The 20915-nt window shown below is 52.3% G+C and carries 19 protein-coding genes; 9 read left to right on the top strand and 10 right to left on the bottom strand.

The window, feature by feature from the left end:
• The first annotated feature begins 272 nt into the window (after positions 1-272).
• The 3 genes from lipA to ABFD83_05450 all read left to right on the top strand — a co-directional run bounded on the left by lipA (position 273) and on the right by ABFD83_05450 (position 3417).
• Positions 273-1121 carry a lipoyl synthase gene (gene lipA, locus ABFD83_05460; GenBank protein MEN6356517.1) on the top strand — a complete coding sequence of 283 codons (849 nt, stop codon included), beginning with the start codon at positions 273-275 and terminating at the stop codon, positions 1119-1121.
• A gap of 113 nt (positions 1122-1234) precedes the next feature.
• On the top strand, positions 1235-2200 hold the full coding sequence (pdhA, locus tag ABFD83_05455) for a pyruvate dehydrogenase (acetyl-transferring) E1 component subunit alpha (protein ID MEN6356516.1): 966 nt from the start codon (positions 1235-1237) through the stop codon (positions 2198-2200).
• A 194-nt stretch (positions 2201-2394) separates the two neighbouring features.
• A complete protein-coding gene (locus tag ABFD83_05450; GenBank protein MEN6356515.1) occupies positions 2395-3417 on the top strand; it encodes a pyruvate dehydrogenase complex E1 component subunit beta in 1023 nt (340 codons plus the stop codon).
• 51 nt (positions 3418-3468) lie between these two features.
• Here the strand turns inward: ABFD83_05450 and ABFD83_05445 are convergent, their stop codons facing one another.
• Together ABFD83_05445 and ABFD83_05440 are read right to left on the bottom strand one after the other, a co-directional pair.
• Complete coding sequence (locus ABFD83_05445) at positions 3469-3882, bottom strand: NUDIX hydrolase (GenBank protein ID MEN6356514.1); 414 nt, start codon at positions 3880-3882, stop codon at positions 3469-3471.
• Positions 3882-4310, bottom strand: a complete 429-nt coding sequence (locus ABFD83_05440; GenBank protein MEN6356513.1) for a peptidylprolyl isomerase — start codon at positions 4308-4310, stop codon at positions 3882-3884. Before ABFD83_05440 ends, ABFD83_05445 begins: the two co-directional genes overlap by 1 nt.
• 241 nt (positions 4311-4551) lie before the next feature.
• Between ABFD83_05440 and ABFD83_05435 the strand changes: the two genes are divergently transcribed.
• A complete protein-coding gene (locus tag ABFD83_05435; GenBank protein MEN6356512.1) occupies positions 4552-6162 on the top strand; it encodes a BamA/TamA family outer membrane protein in 1611 nt (536 codons plus the stop codon).
• A 241-nt stretch (positions 6163-6403) separates the two neighbouring features.
• On the opposite strand, the gene ABFD83_05430 is transcribed toward ABFD83_05435, so the two are convergent.
• The 6 genes from ABFD83_05430 to ABFD83_05405 all read right to left on the bottom strand — a co-directional run bounded on the left by ABFD83_05430 (position 6404) and on the right by ABFD83_05405 (position 11013).
• A complete protein-coding gene (locus ABFD83_05430) occupies positions 6404-7486 on the bottom strand; it encodes a polyprenyl synthetase family protein (protein ID MEN6356511.1) in 1083 nt (360 codons plus the stop codon).
• Positions 7487-7563: 77 nt separating this feature from the next.
• Positions 7564-7758 carry a YwbE family protein gene (locus ABFD83_05425; GenBank protein ID MEN6356510.1) on the bottom strand — a complete coding sequence of 65 codons (195 nt, stop codon included), beginning with the start codon at positions 7756-7758 and terminating at the stop codon, positions 7564-7566.
• A complete protein-coding gene (locus ABFD83_05420; GenBank protein ID MEN6356509.1) occupies positions 7755-8354 on the bottom strand; it encodes a hypothetical protein in 600 nt (199 codons plus the stop codon). Before ABFD83_05420 ends, ABFD83_05425 begins: the two co-directional genes overlap by 4 nt.
• 99 nt (positions 8355-8453) lie before the next feature.
• Positions 8454-9131, bottom strand: coding sequence for a hypothetical protein (locus ABFD83_05415; protein ID MEN6356508.1), 678 nt, complete (start codon positions 9129-9131; stop codon positions 8454-8456).
• 107 nt (positions 9132-9238) lie between these two features.
• A complete protein-coding gene (locus ABFD83_05410) occupies positions 9239-10462 on the bottom strand; it encodes an aspartate kinase (GenBank protein MEN6356507.1) in 1224 nt (407 codons plus the stop codon).
• 221 nt (positions 10463-10683) lie between these two features.
• Positions 10684-11013 carry a PAS domain-containing protein gene (locus ABFD83_05405; protein ID MEN6356506.1) on the bottom strand — a complete coding sequence of 110 codons (330 nt, stop codon included), beginning with the start codon at positions 11011-11013 and terminating at the stop codon, positions 10684-10686.
• Between the two features lie 82 nt (positions 11014-11095).
• Between ABFD83_05405 and ABFD83_05400 the strand changes: the two genes are divergently transcribed.
• Positions 11096-12520, top strand: coding sequence for an MATE family efflux transporter (locus ABFD83_05400; GenBank protein ID MEN6356505.1), 1425 nt, complete (start codon positions 11096-11098; stop codon positions 12518-12520).
• Positions 12521-12522: 2 nt separating this feature from the next.
• On the opposite strand, the gene hpnI is transcribed toward ABFD83_05400, so the two are convergent.
• Positions 12523-13665 carry a bacteriohopanetetrol glucosamine biosynthesis glycosyltransferase HpnI gene (gene hpnI / locus ABFD83_05395; protein MEN6356504.1) on the bottom strand — a complete coding sequence of 381 codons (1143 nt, stop codon included), beginning with the start codon at positions 13663-13665 and terminating at the stop codon, positions 12523-12525.
• Positions 13662-14552 (bottom strand): hopanoid biosynthesis-associated protein HpnK, encoded by an 891-nt coding sequence (gene hpnK / locus ABFD83_05390; protein MEN6356503.1) that lies wholly within the window; start codon positions 14550-14552, stop codon positions 13662-13664. The genes hpnI and hpnK overlap by 4 nt, the downstream gene beginning before the upstream one ends.
• Before the next feature lie 247 nt (positions 14553-14799).
• Here hpnK and ABFD83_05385 point away from each other — a divergent pair, with 247 nt between their 5' ends.
• From ABFD83_05385 to ABFD83_05370, 4 genes are all read left to right on the top strand, one after another.
• Entirely contained in the window at positions 14800-15948 is a 1149-nt protein-coding gene (locus ABFD83_05385) for a DegT/DnrJ/EryC1/StrS family aminotransferase (protein MEN6356502.1), read from the top strand.
• A gap of 211 nt (positions 15949-16159) precedes the next feature.
• Positions 16160-17185 carry a Gfo/Idh/MocA family oxidoreductase gene (locus tag ABFD83_05380; GenBank protein ID MEN6356501.1) on the top strand — a complete coding sequence of 342 codons (1026 nt, stop codon included), beginning with the start codon at positions 16160-16162 and terminating at the stop codon, positions 17183-17185.
• A gap of 76 nt (positions 17186-17261) precedes the next feature.
• A complete protein-coding gene (locus tag ABFD83_05375; GenBank protein ID MEN6356500.1) occupies positions 17262-17831 on the top strand; it encodes a GNAT family N-acetyltransferase in 570 nt (189 codons plus the stop codon).
• Positions 17832-17947: 116 nt separating this feature from the next.
• Entirely contained in the window at positions 17948-20902 is a 2955-nt protein-coding gene (locus tag ABFD83_05370; GenBank protein MEN6356499.1) for a hypothetical protein, read from the top strand.
• Positions 20903-20915: the final 13 nt, after the last annotated feature.

Genomic DNA, 20915 nt, shown 5'->3' with positions numbered 1-20915 from the left:
ATACACAAAGTCGGCCTTCGCCGACTGAAATCTCAGTGTCCGAAGGGACACTTCGTGTTTTTCTTAGCCGCGGTTTTAACCGCAGAGGCCAAAACAAGGTGGATAGCATTTTGATGCGTTCGCCCTGCCAGGTGTGCATCGCCGGTCTTATGAGGAGCACACTTGTGGTATAATTGTCTAGTGCATATGCAATTGGAGACAGTGACCGAACGAACCGCCCGAGCAATTGTACGCGCCTCAGGTCTTACCATTGAGGAGTTCCTTCGTCTGTAATGTCAGTAATAAAACGTCCCGAGTGGATCAAAGCAAAAGCCCCGCAAGGAGAAAACTATACCGAGGTCAAGCGGTTGGTCGAAGGTGCCAGGCTGCACACTGTCTGCCAGAGCGCCAACTGCCCGAATATAGGCGAGTGCTGGCATGCGCGCACAGCCACTTTCATGATCCTGGGTAATACCTGCACACGCAACTGCCGCTTTTGCGCAGTTGACCACGGCAGGCCCGACCCGATTGATGAAGACGAGCCCCGAAGAGTCGCCGATGCCGTGAAGTTTTTGGGCCTGCGCCATGCCGTGATCACCAGCGTTACCCGTGACGATCAGCCCGATGGCGGCGCTCATATCTTTGCCCAGGCTATAAGGCTTATTCACGAGCAGGGAAATAACTGTTCAGTCGAAGTCCTGATCCCGGACCTCCAGGGTGATTTAGACTCTCTCAAGATCGTTCTGGATGCCAAGCCTGAGATACTAAATCACAATATAGAGACAGTCGAGCGGTGCTATCCGTCTATGCGTCCGCAGGCAGTCTATTTCCGCTCAATTGAGCTGTTAAGGCGAGCCGACGAGATCGCGCCGGATGTGCGCACAAAGTCCGGCATTATGGTCGGCGCAGGCGAGAACTGGGACGAAATCATTAAGACCATGCATGACCTGCGTGGTGCACACTGCGATATCCTCACAATAGGCCAATACCTTGCCCCCTCTGCTGAGCATGCCCCCATTGTCAAATACTACACACCCGATGAGTTCATCCAACTAAAAAATATCGGTCTTGATATGGGTTTTGGGTATGTTGAATCTGGCCCGCTGGTCAGAAGCTCATACCATGCCTCCGAGCAAGTTTGATCTATCCGGCGGTGGGTAAATTCTGACCAACGAACTCAGGTTCTTATGCTTCGCGGGCATATGCCCCGAAGCTAGTCTTATCACAAGGTCGCTTATAGTCAAGAGACAGGCCGATGCTCACCAAACAAGACAAGATAGATATCTTCCATGAAATGACCATGATCCGCAAGTTTGAGGAGAAAGCCGGCGAGATGTATGAGCGCGGCAATATCCGAGGCTTCCTGCATCTCTATATCGGCCAGGAAGCTGTGGCGAGCGGGTTTATGTGGCCGCTGCGAGCCGACGACTATGTGATCGGCGCATACCGCGAGCACGGCCAGGCTCTGGGGCGGTGTGCAAGCCCTCGCGCTGTTATGGCAGAGCTATTCGGTAAATCCACGGGAGTATCCGGCGGCAAAGGCGGGTCGATGCATCTTTTTGATGTGAACCGACGGTTTCTGGGCGGCACGGCTATAGTCGGGGGCGGGCTGCCTATAGCCGCGGGCATCGGTTTTGCCATAAACTATCACGGCGGCGATCAGATATGCCTGTGCTTCTTCGGCGACGGCGCGGTCAACGAAGGCTCATTTCATGAGACACTTAATATCGCCTCCCTCTGGAACCTGCCCATCCTGTTTATATGCGAGAACAATCTCTACGGCATGGGCACGGCAGTCGAGCGGGCATCTGCCGTTCCGAACCTGCCTCGCCGCGCTCAGTGCTACTCGATGGCTGTCGAGACAGTGGACGGCATGGATGTGCTGGCGGTCTATGAAATGGCCGACAGACTCATTTCTGAAGTGCGTGAGACCAAGCGCCCAGCGTTCGTGGAGGCTGTTACCTACAGATATCGCGGCCACTCTATTGCCGATCCGGGCACGTATCGCACTAAAGAAGAGATCGAAGAGTGGCGCAGGCGCGACCCGATTGTCCAATACGGCAAGAAACTCCTTGATGAAGGCACTCTGAGTTCAGAGGAGATTGAAAAGATACACTCCGATGTCGCGAAAGAGATAGAAGCGGCAGTTCAATTTGCCGAGGACTCGCCCATTCCCAAGCCCGAAGCCCTGTACCAAGACGTCTACGCGAACCGGATTTAGCATTTAGTATATCGTATTTTATATTGATTATTGATTTTTGTGTTTTGAGATGCCGGCCTGTTCCCTCTCCTGGGGGAGAGGGTTAGGGTGAGGGGGCATCTGATTTGATATTTAATATATTGTATTGATTACTGATTTTGTATGTTTGGGGTTGTTCGCCTATCCAGTGCAGGGCTGGGGTAAAGGTGCAGCCTATCTCAAAGGGTGATAAAATGCCGGTTATATACTACAGACAAGCCCTAAACCAGGCGCTTCGCGAAGAGATGAGGCGCGATGAAAACGTGTTCGTCATCGGCGAGGAGGTCGCGCAATATCAGGGCGCGTATCGCGTTACCGAGGACCTGCTCGAAGAGTTTGGCGACAGGCGGGTCAAGGATACGCCCATTTCTGAAGAGGTTATAGCGGGAATAGGCACAGGTGCGGCCATGGTCGGTCTTCGACCTGTGGTCGAGATGATGACTGTCAACTTCGCGCTGCTTGCGATGGACCAGATCGTAAACCATGCGGCAAAACTGCGCTATATGTCCGGTGGTCAAATCAAGATTCCTATGGTGATCCGAGCGCCTGAGGGCGCAGGTATGCAGCTCGGTGCCCAGCACTCGCAAAACCTGGAGGCCTGGTTTGTGCATGTGCCCGGCCTCAAGGTTGTAACCGCCTCGACTCCATATGACGCCAAAGGGCTCCTAAAGAGCGCGATCCGTGACGACAGCCCCGTGATCTTTCTCGAACATGCGCTCCTCTACTCCATGCGCGGCGAGGTCCCCGAGGAAGGATATACACTTCCAATAGGCAGGGCGGACGTCAAGCGCAAAGGTGATGACATCACAATAATCGCCTACCTTCGCATGGTCCATATAGCGCTAAGCGCTGCTGAAGCTCTTGCAAAGACAGGCATTAGTGCGGAGGTGATTGATCTGCGCACACTCAGACCGATGGATATAAGCACGCTCGTCGAGTCTGTAAAGAAGACCAAGCATGCGATCATAGTTGAAGAAGACTGGCCGCAGTGCGGTATTGGCGCGCAGGTGGTCGATCAACTCCAGTTACATGCTTTCGACTATCTCGACGCCCCGATCATGCGCGTTACTCTTGCCGATACCCCCATGCCGTATTCAAGAGAGCTTGAGCAGTCGGCATTGCCGAACGTGGAAAAGGTAATCGCGACAGCCGGCAGCGTGCTGAAGGGGACTGCAAGAGAGCCGGCCGTGTCGATCTAGAGAACTGGTAGATGCTGAGAGCGCCACAAAGGGTTTGTTTTGTTTGAAGAACTATGAGAAGAGGTTCATAGACGATAGTCGATCCGCCAGCCCGGGTGTTGTTGGATATTTACCCACCTGATCCAATGGGACCCATCCTGCATCTGCTGCATCGTCCGACGGAGCAAGTTCACCTGAGATCAATTTTGCGCGGAGAGTAATTATGACGTAATGAAAGAGGAGCGCCTCGCCATCTTTCGATATGACTTCATGCGCGCCAACCACATCCCCGGCCTCGACAACCAGCGAAGTCTCCTCAAAGACCTCTCTGGCTGTCGCTTCACGCAGAGTCTCACCGGGTTCAATGCTGCCGCCCGGCAGCGACCATAAGCCCTTGTTGGGCTCGCAGCCCCTCTTTACCAGAAGCACCCTGCCGTCATCGACAATCAGAGCCGAGACGGCAGGTTTCGGAGTTATGTCGGCCATCAGGCCACTTCAACAAGCTGTATGTCGAATGTTAAATCCTGCCCGGCAAGCGGATGGTTGGCGTCCAGAGTCACGCTGTCTTCGGTAATCTCAGTAACCGTGACCACCGCTGCGCGGCCGTCCGGCTGGCTGATCTGAAGCTGGTCACCGACCTCAGGCTTGATATCTTCAGGAAACTGTGCCCTGTCGATATTGATCACCATATCATCATGGCGCGGACCATAGGCTCTGGCAGCCGGAACCTCGATAGTCTTGGAGTCGCCGGGGTTCATCCCGACCACAGCCTCTTCAAAATCCGGTATGATCTGACCGCCGCCTATTGTGAACTCCAACGGCTCACGGTCAGCGGATGTATCAAACACGCTGCCGTCTTTGAGCTTGCCCGTATATTCAACTTTAACATTGTTACCCTGTTTTGCCTGCGCCATATTATCCGTCCTCCTTAATAGCCCAAGAGCGGAGAGTAGAAAGCCAAGAGCCAGGTACCCACACCGCTCAGTTGTTCGATATATCGTGACGATTCCTAACCTTATTGATACCCTTGCAAAACCGGTCGGAACCGCCTCACCACAATAACACGAATGGCCAATATCACGCAAGCCAAATGCAATTTGACAATGATATAGGCTAAACAGGTATCATAAGCGAAAGACAACGTCTGAGGTAATTATGAGAAGAAGCTGGATTGTGTATATATGTGTTATAGCTTGCGCCGTCCTGATGGTGATGCCGTGCGCAGCTCAAGATGCGTCGGAGCCAGGCATAGGCTCGGTCAATACAAATGACCTGCACATAGAGATTCCGCCACTGGCTCGATCCATTACATTCCAGGGCAATACGTTGGTCCCGTCCAGTCAGCTCCTGCAAGCCTCAGGACTCAAATCAGGTCAGTTGATAAATGAAGACGTGCTTCAAAAGGCGATTGATAGAATCCAGGCAGCTTATCAGGAGCGGGGATATATAGCTGCCGTAACGAGCATTGACCTGCCAAAACCCGGACAGATCGGCACAATGACAATAAACATCACCGAGCTGAAAATCGCAGGCATCAAATTTGAGGGGTTAAAAAAAGTCCGCGAGAGCGCAGTCAGGCGGGTACTGACGACCAAGACAGGCGACCTCTTCAGCCGTGAAGCGATAACACGCGACTATATCCAACTCCAGCAGCTTGGAGTATTCGCCGGTATAAGCTCGGACATGGAGCCTACCCAAGAGATGGGTGAAGCGATGCTCATATGGAAGCTTGACGAGCAGACGCAGTTCAACTACGCCGACCTCGGTGGAAGCTACAGCCCTCAGGACAGCCTGATAGGTTCAATCGACCTCACATTCGGAAACCTCGGCGGTTATGCGCAAAAACTGCTGGTCTCGGGCGAGATAGGCAGTGTCGAGTCTCAAGCGGGCGGTCGGATCGAATACTGTAATCCTTGGATAGCGCCTGAGAACACATCATTGAAGCTCGACCTCTTCAGCCTGCCGCGTTACAGGTTCTCAAGAGACCTCTCCGCCGTCGGGCGCTACTACGAACGCCGCAGCGGCTTTACGGCTGAAGTGAGCCATATGCCGGAACCATCTTTGACTCTGACACGCGGGCTTAGATATGAAAACGTAATAGCCAAAAACCTGCCTTCAACCGAACTGACTGATCCGACACTCCAGAGCGGCAGCCTGCTGCTTGCGAGCCTCAAGGCTGCGCAGGACTATCGCAACTCGGCTACAAACCCTACCCATGGCATATACACCCTCGGCTTCTTCGAGAGCGGATGGTCAGACCAAGATAACGGCGGCAGCAGCATGATCGGCAAACTCTGGGCCGACCGCAGATGGTATATTCCTTTGCGCCAACAAAGCGTTAAGCCGGGCGCAGTCGGCGAACAGAGTGTGCCGGTCCTGGCTGTGAGGACAATGCTTGCCGGGTCAGCCGGGAGCCTGCCATATTACGAGCAATACTTTGTCGGTGGAATCGGCGACATGCCGCTTAGGGGTTACCTAGAAGGCCGGTACTGGGGCAAATACGCAATGCTGGCAAATGCTGAGCTGAGATATCCGTTCACACGGGACATCTGGGGCGTGGCATTCGTGGACACGGGTGACGCATGGGGAAGTGAATTTCAGTATGTCCCGGGAATAACCACACAATTCAGCCAGACAAATAGCTTCTCACCACGAGCAGGCGCTGGGTTAGGGGTCAGGTACAACTCGCCTTACGGCCAGATGTCAATCGACTTCGCATACGGTGACGCTTTTCGGACCTACTTCAGCGTAGGACAGTTGTTTTAACGCGGTCTATTAGCAATAAGACCCTTCGCACACTGTCATTTCGAGCGTAGCGAGAAATCTGCTTTTGAGCACAGCTTCTATGAAAAAAGCAGATTCCTCGTCGTTTCTCTTCCTAAGAAAACGTCTATGTGCAGTCGACAAATAAAGGGTTCGCATCCAGACGTTTTTCTAATCGAAACAAGTGGGCAACCCCCACTGGGGGCTCGGAATGACAGAACAACAGCTCCCTTTGTTATCGCAATTAAAAGCTCCTGTCAATCATATAATGCGCCCAGGACTCCAGCAGATGCTTATACTCCGTATCCGGCAGCACATCCAGCTCAGGCAGCGCCTTGTTCACGTGTTCGAGCGCCAGTTCCTTTGTCTTGTCTATGCCGCCTAGCTGCGCCATCAGGTCGGTTGCTTTTTGAACTTCATCATTAGAGGCGTCGGAGTTACCGAGCACTGAGAGCAGGAACTTGCGCTGCTCACTGGTCGCTTCTTTTAAGGCAAAGAAGACTATTGTGGTCTTCTTTCCCTCGCGGACGTCCGATCCGACGGGCTTTCCGAGCTTTTCTTCTTTTCCCAGCAGGCCGAGAATATCGTCCTGCAGTTGAAATGCCGTCCCACAGCTCGATGCAAACCGCGACAAGGCCGCAACTGTCGGGTGGTTGATATCTGCGGTGTTCAGGCCGATCATGGCTCCTGCCTTGGCGGCGAACTCATAGAGCACACCGGTCTTCATCCAGAGCATATAAACGATATCATCGCGGGTAAGCTGTTCTATTGGTGTGTGCGAATACTGAACATCCAGAGCCTCACCTTCGATCAGGGTGTTGACCACATGCGATTCCAGGTAATAGATGATCTCAAGTGCCACTCTGGCGTCCACATCACCATTTCGGGCGCACTCACAAAGCAGACTCACATTCCAGCCATGCTGAGAATCACCCGTAAGGATCGCGAGGTCCCGGCCATATTCTTTCGCCTTCTCCTCGCTGTATCCCAGTTTTTGAACGGCGAATGTCTCACCCAGCTTGTGAACAGTCGGGCCGCCGCGCCGGAGTTCGTCATTGTCTATAACGTCGTCATGGACCAGCGTCCATGTGTGGAACAACTCCACAGCCGCCGCAGCCGGCAGCGCGATATTCTCATCGCCGCCCACGGCTCCGCATGCCCACATAAGCACAGACGGTCTCAGCCGCTTGCCGGACCGCTCGATGTAAGCAAAAACCGCGTCCTCCAGGTCCTTTGGTTTGAACCATTCGCGGAACCGCGGCTGCTGAAAATACTTGCTGATTTTGCTCTCCCTGTCGTGAAGAGCTTCCATAAGATCGAGAGCCATACTGCCTCCGAAAAATTAGTTGGAACATAATCATCCTGGCTGCCAGGTCAGAATATACCCAAATCCAAGACCGGATGTCAAGCCAATACTGCCATCACCCGACCGACCGTCCCATCGGTCAGCATCACCTTTATCCCGCGCGTATGAACAGCGCTGTTAGTGAGGATTCGGGAGACAACACCTTCAGTTAGCGCGCCGGTGCGCTGGTTTTGCTTTTCAACAATCTGAACGCGCATGCCGGGTTTGATATCGCTCCTCTTTTCGACTGTCATACTCTCCGCCGTTTCGACCTGAGAGCCAACAATACCGTGGCTATCTGGATTTTCATCAAGCCTATCAGTGCCTTTGAGCCGGTCCGGCACTGATGTGGCGACAGTTCGTTGATAGTGGCATTGCAAAAATAGGCTACGCACTGGATAGGGCGAAGCTCATACGGAATGCGGCAGCCTTTAGCAGTCAGTTCCGGGCAATGACCTGGAACACATTCTGCCTGCATTGCGGCAGTGTTACTTTTTACCCGTTCGGCGGCAACATCGTATGGAGCCATCTTGCCCTTTTTGCGTCTGCCTTGCCTGTAAGGAGTCTGTGGGTGTTGAAGAACGCGGTCAGTGAATGCGTCGCGCTCGCGCACTCCTCCGCAGCACTTGCCTTTACAATCAGCGCAGACATGACCATGGCTCGATCCAATCCGGTTGAGTATACGCTGATACTGCATTCTTTTGCGGTTCAGCTCTCTCAGTTCAGAACCGGCATGCGCAAGGCTTTTGCCTCTTTCGAAGAGTCTGGCGGCGTGATTGCATATGATCTCACATGTGCGAAACACTGGGCGTGACCAGAGAAGAAATTTTGTGCGTTCTATTCGACTCATTATTTTCGGCTTTCATAGAAATCCCTCCAGGTTGGATATCTGGAGGGATAGAAGAAATTACACGTTCTATGTTACTGATTCTCTTCTAACTATACTGTCTCAATCGTTGCGAAAACTTCCATCGCCGAAACCGGAGGTTATCAGTACTTTACTAAATGAAGAGAACAGCTCCGGCATAAATTTCTGGGTCTTCATCAGTTTGCCGTTCAATGACAAATCGGCGACTCCATTATTGCAGTCCAAACGCATTGAGAGGACGCCCCAAGTATTAGACACAAGTACAGGTTGATCAGTCAATGCTCCGCTGCCATCTTCCTTAAGCCCGATTCCTACGCGACAACCATCTTCATTGAATTTCTGGAAAATAGTGGCCTTGATAATCGTCTGCTCACCCGAGTATAGAATAACATACAATGGACATGCTTGTTCCTTGGAACAGGCGTATTGCTCACTGCGAGGAGTGGTATAGACGGACATAGTCATCTCGACAATGCCCGGCTTTTTCAGATCCAAATTGTGCAAAGCGGCCGCCGGATATAAGTGTTGTTTGTTCAGATACATACCACAGCCCGATTTCGAACATGTAACTTTGGCATCCTGACATTCTGTCCATCCATCGAGTTTGCCGTCATTGAAGTCATCGTATAGTACGGCATTCCCATTGTTCTTAATGACAAAATCGTCGATATACACTTCTCCGGTTGCGTATGCCGTGCAGTTCAGCGCTAAAAACACAAGAACGACTATTGCAATTACGAGCATGCGTTTCGTATTCATTTGTCCCTCCTATGTAATTCAGTAGCCAGACAACGTCACTGTTCGGACGCGATATCCGATCTCGTCCGAAATTGAAATCCCACAATTTCAGATTGCGGTAGCCGATTTTACACTTTCTCCAGCTCAAAGACCTTGTGCAGCGCCCTTACGGCCTGCTTGACCTTTTCGCGCTCGATAAGGCAGGTTATGCGGATCTCGCTGGTAGCGATAGACAGGATATTGATCCCCTCGTTTGCGAGAGCCTGAAACATCCTATCGGCATAGCCGGGGTTATTTCGTATTCCACTTCCAACGATAGACACTTTTGCCAGTGTCTGATCGGCTAGCAGTCCCTTTGCGCCCAGCTCAGCGACGACAGGTTCAAGTGCTTTCTTTGTCTTTTCGTAATCGGCATCGCAGACGGTAAACGATATATCGGCATGACCCTCTGTGCTGACATTCTGCACGATTACATCGACATTGACATTGGCTTGGCACGGCGCATGGAATATCTTTGCTGCCACACCCGGCTGATCGGGAATAGCCACAACCGTGAATCTCGTTACGCCTATATCATGAGCAATCCCCCGAACGGGGTTGCGAATTTCCATATCAGGATCCTCCTTGGTGATGATTGTGCCTGGGACTTCCCTGGCGCTGTTGGCTACCAGGATATCTACGTTATATATCTGACCCAACTCTACTGCGCGGTTATGCATAACCCGCGCTCCCTGGCCCGCCAGTTCAAGCATTTCTTCATATGATATGATGTTTAGTTTGACAGCATCCGGCACAACTCTCGGGTCGGCGGTAAAAACGCCGTCGACATCAGTGTAGATTTCACATTTATCGGCATTAAGGGCTGCAGCGAGAGCTACTGCCGTAGTATCGGACCCGCCTCTGCCTAGTGTGGTAATGTCTGCCCAACTGGCATTCTCGGTGATCCCCTGGAAGCCGGCGACTACCACCACATTTCCTTTATTAAGCTCATCTTTAAGGCGCTTGCCGTCGATCTTCAATATGCGCGCCTTGCCTTGGACCCGCTCGGTGATAATACCTGCCTGCCCACCAGTGAGTGAGACCGACTTTTGTCCGAGCTGCTGCAGGGCTATCGCCATAAGCGCGCTCGATGCCTGTTCGCCTGTTGAAAGGAGCTTGTCCATCTCCCGGTCTCCGGGTGCAGTGGACAGCGCCTTGGCCATGCTGATCAGTTCGTCGGTAGTATCGCCCATTGCCGACACAACTACGACTATCTGCGCATCCTTTGCTCGTGCCGCCACTCGTTTCGCGACGGCGGCGATCTTTTCGGTAGAGGCGACGGAGCTTCCACCATATTTCTGAACGACAATCACGACGTTCTATGCCTCCTTACTAACTACGAACCCATGGGGTCCCATAGAACCCCGCCCGCCGCAGCTTTACTGTGATTAGGATAGCATATTAAGGCAGGGGTGTAAATGGGTGACGAGAGTAAGCGCCAAACCCGGCGATTTTCTTACTCGGCCACTCCTCAATACAGCGGTGAGAGCATTAAAATCGCAGTTTTTTTCTGTTGCAACGACCTAGGAGTTTATCATTTCACTGGCGGTTCATATCTCTCATAATAACCTATAAGCTGCCCGTTTTTGTCTCGAACAGCGCGCATATACACGCGGTGTTTCTCATTGTCAGAGATCATTCGCTCCTCTTCACCCTGCTCGAATGCGGAAAATACTTCGCGGATCACCTCCTTCGAGTGCTCATTATGACAGCCAAAGATGGATTTGCCTATGACATTTCCCCACTTGGCGTAATTTGCAATTGCAGGCTTGTTCATATAACGAACGACATGTTCTGTATCCACAAACACAAGCGGGTCTCTCATACTGTCCAGTATTGCTTTCATCAACTCGATGTTTATCATTACGGCTACCTCACACGAAAATGTATTAGCGATGGGTATAGAATTTCCTCGCCCGTGGGCGTAAAATATAGCTGGAGTCAATATGGAACAATCACCTCAATTATCCGCCTCAAAGCACGGCCGCGATATGACAAGCGGGAGCATCCCACGCCACCTCATTCATTTTTCGCTTCCTATGTTGGCAGGCAATATCGTCCAGGTAGCATATAGCATAATAAACGCGATATGGGTCGGCAAAGGACTTGGCAAGGTCGATTTGGCGGCGGTGACGGTCAGTATGCCGATAGTCTTCCTGCTGATGGCTATCGCGATCGGTCTTACTATGGGCACGAGTATTCTAGTCTCTCAGTTTGCTGGCGCGCGCAACTGGCAGAGGCTCAGGAGCGTGGTTCAGACCTCGACTGTCCTGCTCATAAGCTTCAGCACAATCCTTTTTGTAATTGGGGAACTTGCCACGCCATGGCTTATGCGCCAGATGCAGACTCCTCCGAACGTATATGGCCTGGCGGTCAGCTATATGCGCATATTCCTCTGCAGCATTCCGTTCGTCTACGCCACTTTTTTGGTGGTATCGATGCTGCGGGGGGTAGGGGATTCCAAGACTCCGCTTTACTTTCAGATAGGCGGCCTGATACTGACTGCCATTTTCGACCCGATACTGATGTTCGGCTGGCTTGGTTTTCCTCGGTTTGGGCTCAACGGCACTGCCATCGCCAGTGTCACAATGCAGGGCCTTGGGATGGTCGCGATGTTTATGTATCTATATAGGCGCGATCACATCGTAGCTCCGGACTGGATGCGCCTTAATGTCGATTGGTCAACGATGTGGCTTATTGTCAAGATTGGTATGCCGTCCGTGGTGCAGCAGTCGCTGGTCTCGCTGGGCATGCTTGTGGTGATAGGTTTAGTGAACTCGTACGGCGAGAACGCTACAGCGGCGTTCGGCGCGGCAATGCGGATCGACCAGATTGCGTTTCTGCCTGCAATGACATTCAACGCCGCGGTGGCAACGGTTGTCGGCCAGAATATCGGCGCCGGGCAGATCAGCAGGGTAAAGTCTGTGTTCAAATGGGCGTTGGTCCTCTGCGGCGGAATTACTATGTTTGGTTCCATATTTTCACTCACCGCGCCGCAGGTCATGTTGAAGATGTTTTTGAATGAGCCGAGCGTAATGGCCATAGGCGTTACTTATTTACATGTGGCGGCAATCAACTATCTGCTGGTTTCGATATTGTTCGTCTCAAATGGAGTCATCAATGGCGCAGGGCATACTATGATCACGACTGTTATTACACTGGTCGCGTTTTGGCTTGCACGTGTGCCTTTGGCGGTATTTCTCACACACAGGCTCCACAGAGTCGAGGGAATCTGGTATGCAATTGCAATAAGCACGGTGGTTTCTGTGATAGCGAGTCTTTTCGTTTATTTCTCAGGCTGGTGGAAAAAGCCGGTGGTCAGGCGTGATCTGCTGTCGGTGATACAGCGGCCTGTCGCTGAGCCGGAATAGTATCATCTCGCTCGAACAATTGTGCCGTCCTTATGCAGAGTAAGACACCTGCCGCGCCAGGTAACGCTTTTCTTGAAGTATCCCGCGATCCATATAATAAAAGAGAGCAAGTCGCGGACAGGCATCAGCCAAGCTCTTTTCATGTAGCCATTGTCGCCGAGGCAGATATTTGCGCCTATATACGCCGTTATCCATCTTATGAGCACGACTACCGCCAGCACAATCCATCCTACCGATGAAAACCCTACCGATACGGCAAAGAGCAGCGCATATGCAAACCCGAATGTGAATAAAAGGCCGAAGTGTCCAAACGGCCTGCTGATTCGAGTCGTGACCGACCACCTTAGTTCTCTTCTCAGCACACTCGCCATTTTTTCGCCTGATAGCGTGATATCGATCACATAGTCAGAGAGTACGACGTCATAGCCGGTTTGTGCAGCCCTTCTACCGAGTTGAAAGTCGTCCGCAAGATAATTAACAATCGATTCAAAGCCACCTATCTTCTCTATAACCTTGCGCCTAATGGCTATTGCCGCCCCAAGACCGAAGTCTATCCCGCCTATGGCATTGGCTGCCGCCACGCCCGGCGCAAATACACATGTCATATGTAAGGCCTCGAGCATATCAGCCATACCGCGGTCATTGATGCCCTTATACATGCACGTTACCATCCCGACCCTCGGGTCGTTGAACGGCACGGTTATACGATCAATAAAGTCGGCGCTTGCGCGAGTATCCGCATCGGTAATAATCAGAATATCGCCTCTTGCTTGCTCAAAGAGAGTGTGAAGTATTCTGACCTTGTTGTTGAAGCCCTCTATGTCACTGCCGGTATGCATTAATGCATAAGGCTTTCCTTCGATAATATCGCGAATCAAATCCGCTGAAGGGTCGTCTGGATCAAGTATTCCAAAGAGCACTTCAAAGCTCGGGTAATCCTGATCCGGAAATGATAGAAAGTTGTCCCGCGCCTCTGAATCTATTCCACGGACAGGTTTTAGTATGCTGACCTTTGGAACATCTCCCTCTGCCCTTGCGGGAGAGGGGGACTTCTGAAAATGGCGGACCAGAGCGGCGGTCGACAACACATAATGCAGCGTACCCATCCCAGCCAATATCAGAAGTGCGATACTGATCAAGCTCACTCTGTCGCCTCCGGCTCGGCGGGAGCCTCGCCCTCCCGCATCATAGTCAGGTCGGCATAAGTAGCCGGTATAAACCCCTTTGCTGCAACATATTCCCTAAGCCTCGGGTCAAGCAGAGTCTTCATATCGCCATGGTTGGGCCCCTGTGGGTAGGTCAGTCCGAAAGCGCATGGGTGAAAGAATAGCTCTACACTCTTTGCGCGTGCCGTGTCCAGCATGCCAATCACATAATCGATACTCATGGCTCCGCTCATCATAGCCCCGATGGACAGATCACACACCGACAACTTGCATTCATCGAGCGCATGCTTGCCTGCCCTTGCGAGGTAAGCATGGCCTATGGCCGTGATCATCTTTAAGCCTAAACAGGTGCGGTCCACACGCAGATTTGCAAGCAGCGGGTCGCGGGGAAGCCTTATCCCCTTCGCGCCATATCGCCTTGCCAGCTCAATTACAGTGGGGAGCAATGCCGGGTGCATGTGCAGGTGCTGGTGGCCGTCAACATGAGATAGAGGCAGTCCTGTTCGAGCAAACGCTTCGAACTGAGCCTCGATCTCAGATTCAAGCTGTTTCTTTACGCGCCGGTCAAAGTAGTATCTAAATGCACATGCGGCAGGGTTATTACCGAACTTGCCGTCTGCGCCCACCAGATCAGGAATTTGCTCCGGGTCGAGCACGCAGTGGGCATTGCTGAGAGCAAGGTGCAGTCCTACAGTAAGCTGTGGATCGCTGCGTGCAATCGAGACGGCTTCATCGACGGCGTTACCGGTCACCATCAGACTGGCGCTCGTAAGCAGTCCATATTGTCTCACACGCGCGACTGCTGCGTTTACTCCTTTTGACGCGCCGAAGTCATCGGCGTTGATTATCAGTAACTTAGGAAACATTTTTTTGAATACTACCCCAAAAACAGCACTATGATTCATAACTGAGCTGTGATATAATATGCCCGCAAGGCATCTTTTGGCATCGTTCCTAGAGGGGAATGAGGCGGCCATCCGCACGAATATGCGCGATGGCTATCATATTGTTAGGAATCGTGGCATGAACACTCTCGCGATTCTCCTGTGGAGAACGCTGCCGTGTTCGCCACGAAGGGAACGAAAATGTTTCGCATTTTCGAAGGAGGGACAAATGAAAGTACCTTTTTACGGTCACGTACGCCAGTATCACAACCTCAAGGCTGATATCGACAAAGCGATCGTCGATGTCCTCGAGAGCGGCAAATACACAATGGGCCCGGCCATGCAGAGCTTCGAAAAAGAGGCCGCAGCTTATATGGGCATGAAGCACTGCATTGGTCTCAATTCCGGCACGGATGCTCTATGGCTCACATTCCTGGCTCTGGGAATCGGCAAGGGCGATGAAGTCATTACCACATCAAACACATTCTTTGCGACCGCTGAGGCCATCTGGCTGGTAGGCGCGACACCCGTGTTTGTCGACTGCGAAGCCGATACCCGCAACATCGATGTTACCAAGATCGAGTCGAAGATCACTCCCAAGACCAAGGCAATCATCCCGGTTCACCTTTATGGCCAGCCGGCAAATATGACCGAAATCGCAAAGATCGCAAAGAAGCATAATCTGCTCGTAGTCGAGGACTGCGCTCAGGCCTTCGGCTCAAAGGGCGACACGTTCAAGATCGGCGAGCTTTCCGATGCGGTTGCAACAAGTTTCATTACAGCCAAGAACCTCGGCACATTCGGCGACGGCGGCGCGGTCTTCACAAACCGTGACGATATCGTCGAGCCGATTCTCAAAATGCGCAATCATGGTTCCAACAAGCGATCCCACCACAGCGTCGGCTGGAACAGCCGCCTGGATGATATCCACGCTGCCATCCTGAGCGTGAAGATCAAGCATATCGACGAGTTCAATGACAACAGGATCAAGTGGGCCAAGCTCTATGACAAGGAACTCGCCGGAACCAAGATCAAGCTGCCCTACGGCAAGCCCGGCTACAGACATATCTATCACCTCTATGTTGTCGAGACCACCGGCAGAGACGATCTGCAGAAGTTCCTGGACGAGAAGGGCATCACCGCTCTTACAAACTACCCGATTGCGATCCACGAGCAGGAAGGTTTCCCGTTCGGACCCGAGCAGGGATGGCCGTATGCAGGTGGCGATCCCAAGCCGGTGCTACCTGAGACAGAGAAGAACTCTGCAAACTGCCTCACCCTGCCGATCTATCCCGAGCTTACTGAGGAGGAGGTCAAGTATGTGGCCGCCGCGGTGCTCGAGTGGGAAAAAGGCCCGGGCGCGAAGTACTTCAAATAAAGTTATTGATTTTCGGTTCTCAGTTAAAAAACGAGGTGACGACATCAAATACAATGGCCGGGGTATTCTTGCCCCCGACCTGTATTCCTGTTTGCAAACCTGTTTTTATCCCTCCAGGTATCCTACCTGGAGGGATGTAATAGCTACTGAGCGGCGACATGTCCGGGTTCTTCGCTCTCCGCTCTCTGCTGCATTCTAGGGAGGTAATCAAATGTCTCAAGTATACACAGTGGCTATAGCCGGGCTTGGCAAGCGCGGAAAAGTCCATGCTGATGTGTTTCATAAGAATTCCAGGTTCAAGGTTGTCGGCCTTGCGGATGTGGATTCGGGCAGGATAGCCGATGCCGCAGCGCTCTGCGGCAACCCCGAAGGTTTTGATGATGCGGGAAAGATGCTTGCAGCCACAAAGCCCGACGTCTTTTGCTTCTGCACACCGCCTACGGTGCGCCTGCCGCTGGTCAAGCTTGGCTGTGAGAACGGCGTAAAGCTGATTGCTTACGAAAAGCCCATGGCGACCAACATGACCGAAGCCATCGAGATGAAGAAAGTCCTTGATGACGCAGGTGTCAAATCGGTCCAGAGCCATCAGCGCAAGTATAATATCCAGTTCGTAAAATGCAAGGAAGTGGTCGACAGCGGCGCATTAGGCCGGATTCACACCATCTACGGCACCGGCACCGGCTGGATGATGCATCTTGCGACCCATATCGCCGACTACATCCGCTGGTTCAACAGTGGAGACGAGGTCGAGTGGGTTATCGGCCAGGCGTTTGGCCGTGAGAAGCTCACCGACAACCATCCCAGCCCGGACTACCTTGGCGGGTTCATTCAGTTCGCCAACGGCGTGCGTGGTATAATGGAGGTCGGCGAGGTCGCTCCTGACGTGCCTGAAGTCGACTACTGGTGGCGTAAAGTGCGGTTTCTGATCGAGGGCACCGAGGGCTTTGCCGAAGTACATGTCGGCGGCGGCTGGAGAGCAGTCACCAAGAGCCGTGGGGCCGAGGGTTCCGACGAAGGCACATGGGATGCCGACCACGAGCAGGTCCCTTATATAGAGGATATAGCTCTCTGGCTCGACGGCACAAAGGTGCATCCATGCAATGGCGAAGACGGCTACAAGGACCAGGAGATTATGTGTGGTCTGATGCGTTCAGCCATAGAGCGCAAAAAGATCGACTTTCCTCTGGGTCCAGGCGAGCCAGAGCTTGAGGGCCTGGCAAGAGTGCTGCCTGAGTAAATAAGCAGTCATTAGTAAATCAAGGAGCCGCTTCTGTTTTGAAGTGGCTCCTTAGTAGTATCGAAGAAGGCATCCAATGGAACGAATTCCTGTCTCAATGACCCGTGGCAACCTCGACAATATCCCCGAATATCCGCTGCCTGCGGGTTATAAATTTCGCTTTTTCAAGCGCGGTGAAGAACTTGTGTGGGCACAGATGCAGGTGGATGTGGGCGCGTTTGAGAGCATCGAGAAAGCGATGGAGCGCTATAACAGTGAATTCGCTCCGCATATAGACGAGTTTGAGAAACGTTGCATTTTCCTTGTGGAAGAATCGACAGGCAGGGTAATCGGCACCACCACAGCCTGGTATCACCCTGATCGAGATGATGACCGTGGACGCATCCACTGGGTAGCAATTATACCCGGCTTTCAAGGCCGCAAGCTTGCAAAACCATTGCTTGCCGAGGCCATGCGCGTCCTCAGAGCTTATCATCACGAGAGAGTGCATCTCTGGAGTATGACTTCTGCCGCGAAAGCCATCAGGATGTATCTGGACTTCGGGTTTGTGCCTGCGAATGTCTCTGAGAGGTTTGAAGAGGCGTGGGCGATGCTGGCGGAGGTTATCGATCATCCTGCTCTGGAAGCATTTCGTGAAAAGAGCTGATTGCCACAGTCGGATAAACCAATAATAGCAGTATGTATCTGGACAAGGCTCCAATCCCGTGATATCTTATCCTCAGCTATTACGATGTATTAGGCATACTTTATTGGAGGTTCTCAATGGGTATCCGCTACAGTCGAATCCTCACTGCATTTGCAATTCTATTTCTGTCTATGGCAAGTTATGCACAGACAAGACCCATGCCCGGCCAAGCTGACGGCACGACATATACAAACCCACGTATACAAGCTAGGATACGCAGGTTTCAGAATTTAAACTCCAACACTGCAAACGTCAATTCGACGAGCAATATAGGCATAAAGGGTGTTAAGAGCCGCCTTACCGATATCAACACTCTCAAATATGCTCTGATAGATAAGAAGACACATGTCGTAACGTTTGTCGGTAAGTATGATCCGGCCTATCCGACTGGCCCGATCCCATATGACGATATTCTCAAGGACGTGCTAAACAATGCCTACCCGTCTTTTTCTCTGGAGCCCACACCAGATCAGAAGGCTCTTTTTATGAGAATGGACAAGGCAATATCAGTCGATATTGCAAAGATGAACAATGAGCCGGACTACTGCAACCAGTGGGCGAACAAGCTTATTTCAATTCTGCTGAACGACCCTGCGGTGGCGGTAGACAACAAACGCTTTATGAAGCATTTTGGCGATGCCTTCAGTCTGAGCGCCGAGGAGTTCAGGCAGATGTTCTATGGCGCTCAGAATATGGCAAGCGTGCCGCAGGAAGAGTGGATCCCTACGGCTGCAAAGATGATACGCGTGATAGGACTGCCTAAAATTGCCGATATGCTCAACGTAATGAGCGGCAACGGCGGCACTGGCGATATGATCCATGATATAGGCGCGGCGCTCGGAATATTGCCCGAACTCGACAGCCTCAAGGCGAAACTGGACTCCGGCCAAATCAGCCAGAGCGAGTACGGCACCGAGGGCTATGTCCTGTGCTTCTCTGAGATTCTGCGCCAACTGGACTACCCTGCGGATAAACTGCAGAAGATGGCCGATGGTGTGCGCAATGGCTCGCAGTCACGGGATGTGATGGCTGATGCCTTCAGCACCCAGCTTACTTCATATATTACAGACAGGTTCGGCGAGAAGATCATAAACGGGCTGGTGTTCAGCCCCGAACTGATGACCAGGCTCTACGACTTCCCTCTGCCTCAGTCAGAATTGGTATATACCAATGTTCCATCCGACTCTGTGCTGGGAGGCATTCTCTTTAGAGCCGACTATCTACTCAAAACAATCTGCTCGAACCCCGATCTGCGCGAGCAGGTGCCGGGGCATATGACGGATATGGAGTTCCAGCAGCAGGAGTCTATCAAGAACAACTATTTTACGCCATCAAATGCGGGCGCCGATGTCGGCAGCAGGCTTATACCAGCCGATGTCACCATGAGCGTGTCACCGACGGGTGATGTTGTAAGGTTTGATAATGCGCACGTGAAGGTGACCAGTTGGGTCAGAGAATACCTGGGAGATGGCTGGGACAGCCAGGCCAAGAGCTTCCTCAATTCGATCGTCCCCAAATATGCCGATTATGTCACCGCCCATTTGGACGATTATGCCAAGGTCTATCCCGAGCTTTACAGGATGCAGGAAGTGGCTAAACTGGTAGCCCTGGCTCGCTGGGCAAAGAGCAACGGCTATACGCTGGCTGCAGGTCAGACGTCCAACACAAAAATCGAGCACCCCAAGACTATAAACGGTTTCTGGAGTGCAGTCTTCCAGGCGAACCAGAACAAGTTTTCTTTGACGATCATCGGCGAGGGCGGCGCCAGTTTCTCTTCAGACGAGGGTGAAGAGTGGGTGAAGCCCAATCAGAATGTCGAGGTCACCTCCGATGTGTGCAAGCAACTGGTGGCCAGCGCAGTGTTTGCAAATCAGGCGGCCAATGCAGCGGTTGGCGGCAATATGGAGGAAGCCAGAGACCTCGCCGATAAGAGCGCTCGCGCCATGACCGGCGAGATCGATTACACTAAGCTGCCTTCACTCTCGGATATACCAATGCCGACCGACCCGGGGTCATATGCCGCAGCCGACAAGGAACTGATCGACCAGGCCGGCGACTGCTTGAAGACTATGGACCAGGCGCAAAAGGATATGGCTAAAGCGGACAGTATCGCACCCACTCAGCCCGAGGAGGCCGAAAAGATCCGTGCTCAAGCGACCAAGGATCAGGACGAAGCGAGCGAAAAGCTTCAAAGCTTAATGAGTTCCGCTAAGACACTCCAGGCAGACCCTTCTCAGGCGGATGATATTGTTGTCTCGCTCAAGGGCCTCTCCGGTGTAGTCCGGCCAATTCAGAACACGACTGCTTCGTCCGGTCAGACTCAGACTGCTCAGACACCAGTCCAGCCAGCAGCCAATATCAAGCCTGTCGACATGGAAGCTATGCGGGCGAAATGGATAAAAGAGCTGGACGAGACAAACAGGAAGATAGAGATGACTAAGCAGATGCTGACGATGCTCAACAAGCAGATACAGACTGACCAGTCTCTATATAATGACTGGGAGAAGATGGCCTCCGAGGGTATGGACAAATGCAAGTCCACCGTAAAGGACCTTTTCTTCGATACCACCATCGGCTTGCTTGCGGACCGGTTCAAGGATATAAATGAGGTCGCTCAGAAGCTTCCGGCAAGTGAGGCCGACACTATCGAAAAATACAGACGCCTGGAGTCGTTGACCACATCTATGAAAAACGCAAAAGATGTGGGCACATATGCAGAATGGCAGGATCGCGAAAACAAGACCGATGCGGACGTTTACGAATCGATCCGGGACGGCATCGGCCAGATATCGGGTCTATTGTCTCTGGATACCACTGTCCCCGGGCTTGCATGGAAATACGGCAGCATGACCGCCGACCTGGCCTATACATTCACCCAATACTATCAGGCTTGGAACGGCATCAAATCAAGCACCGACCGAACCGATGCCCAGGCGGCACAGGTGAAAAAACTAAGCGCAGACATGCAGGCTCTTATTGAGAGATACAAAGAGCTGCATAAGAACCTCGATGAGGCTAACTGGAAACAGTAAAGCACAATAAATC

Source organism: Armatimonadota bacterium, assembly GCA_039679645.1.
In the GTDB taxonomy this organism is placed as follows: Bacteria; Armatimonadota; UBA5829; order UBA5829; family UBA5829; genus UBA5829.
This window is presented reverse-complemented; position numbering and strand designations above follow the sequence as displayed.

What these genes read in the sequence shown, in the direction of transcription:
- lipA (MEN6356517.1), top strand. Translation starts at nt 273, where the DNA reads ATGTCAGTAATAAAACGTCCCGAGTGGATCAAAGCAAAAGCCCCGCAA.
- pdhA (MEN6356516.1), top strand. Translation starts at nt 1,235, where the DNA reads ATGCTCACCAAACAAGACAAGATAGATATCTTCCATGAAATGACCATG.
- ABFD83_05445 (MEN6356514.1), bottom strand. Translation starts at nt 3,882, where the DNA reads ATGGCCGACATAACTCCGAAACCTGCCGTCTCGGCTCTGATTGTCGAT.
- ABFD83_05440 (MEN6356513.1), bottom strand. Translation starts at nt 4,310, where the DNA reads ATGGCGCAGGCAAAACAGGGTAACAATGTTAAAGTTGAATATACGGGC.
- ABFD83_05435 (MEN6356512.1), top strand. Translation starts at nt 4,552, where the DNA reads ATGAGAAGAAGCTGGATTGTGTATATATGTGTTATAGCTTGCGCCGTC.
- ABFD83_05430 (MEN6356511.1), bottom strand. Translation starts at nt 7,486, where the DNA reads ATGGCTCTCGATCTTATGGAAGCTCTTCACGACAGGGAGAGCAAAATC.
- ABFD83_05425 (MEN6356510.1), bottom strand. Translation starts at nt 7,758, where the DNA reads ATGACAGTCGAAAAGAGGAGCGATATCAAACCCGGCATGCGCGTTCAG.
- ABFD83_05420 (MEN6356509.1), bottom strand. Translation starts at nt 8,354, where the DNA reads ATGAGTCGAATAGAACGCACAAAATTTCTTCTCTGGTCACGCCCAGTG.
- ABFD83_05415 (MEN6356508.1), bottom strand. Translation starts at nt 9,131, where the DNA reads ATGAATACGAAACGCATGCTCGTAATTGCAATAGTCGTTCTTGTGTTT.
- ABFD83_05405 (MEN6356506.1), bottom strand. Translation starts at nt 11,013, where the DNA reads ATGATAAACATCGAGTTGATGAAAGCAATACTGGACAGTATGAGAGAC.
- ABFD83_05400 (MEN6356505.1), top strand. Translation starts at nt 11,096, where the DNA reads ATGGAACAATCACCTCAATTATCCGCCTCAAAGCACGGCCGCGATATG.
- hpnK (MEN6356503.1), bottom strand. Translation starts at nt 14,552, where the DNA reads ATGTTTCCTAAGTTACTGATAATCAACGCCGATGACTTCGGCGCGTCA.
- ABFD83_05385 (MEN6356502.1), top strand. Translation starts at nt 14,800, where the DNA reads ATGAAAGTACCTTTTTACGGTCACGTACGCCAGTATCACAACCTCAAG.
- ABFD83_05380 (MEN6356501.1), top strand. Translation starts at nt 16,160, where the DNA reads ATGTCTCAAGTATACACAGTGGCTATAGCCGGGCTTGGCAAGCGCGGA.
- ABFD83_05375 (MEN6356500.1), top strand. Translation starts at nt 17,262, where the DNA reads ATGGAACGAATTCCTGTCTCAATGACCCGTGGCAACCTCGACAATATC.
- ABFD83_05370 (MEN6356499.1), top strand. Translation starts at nt 17,948, where the DNA reads ATGGGTATCCGCTACAGTCGAATCCTCACTGCATTTGCAATTCTATTT.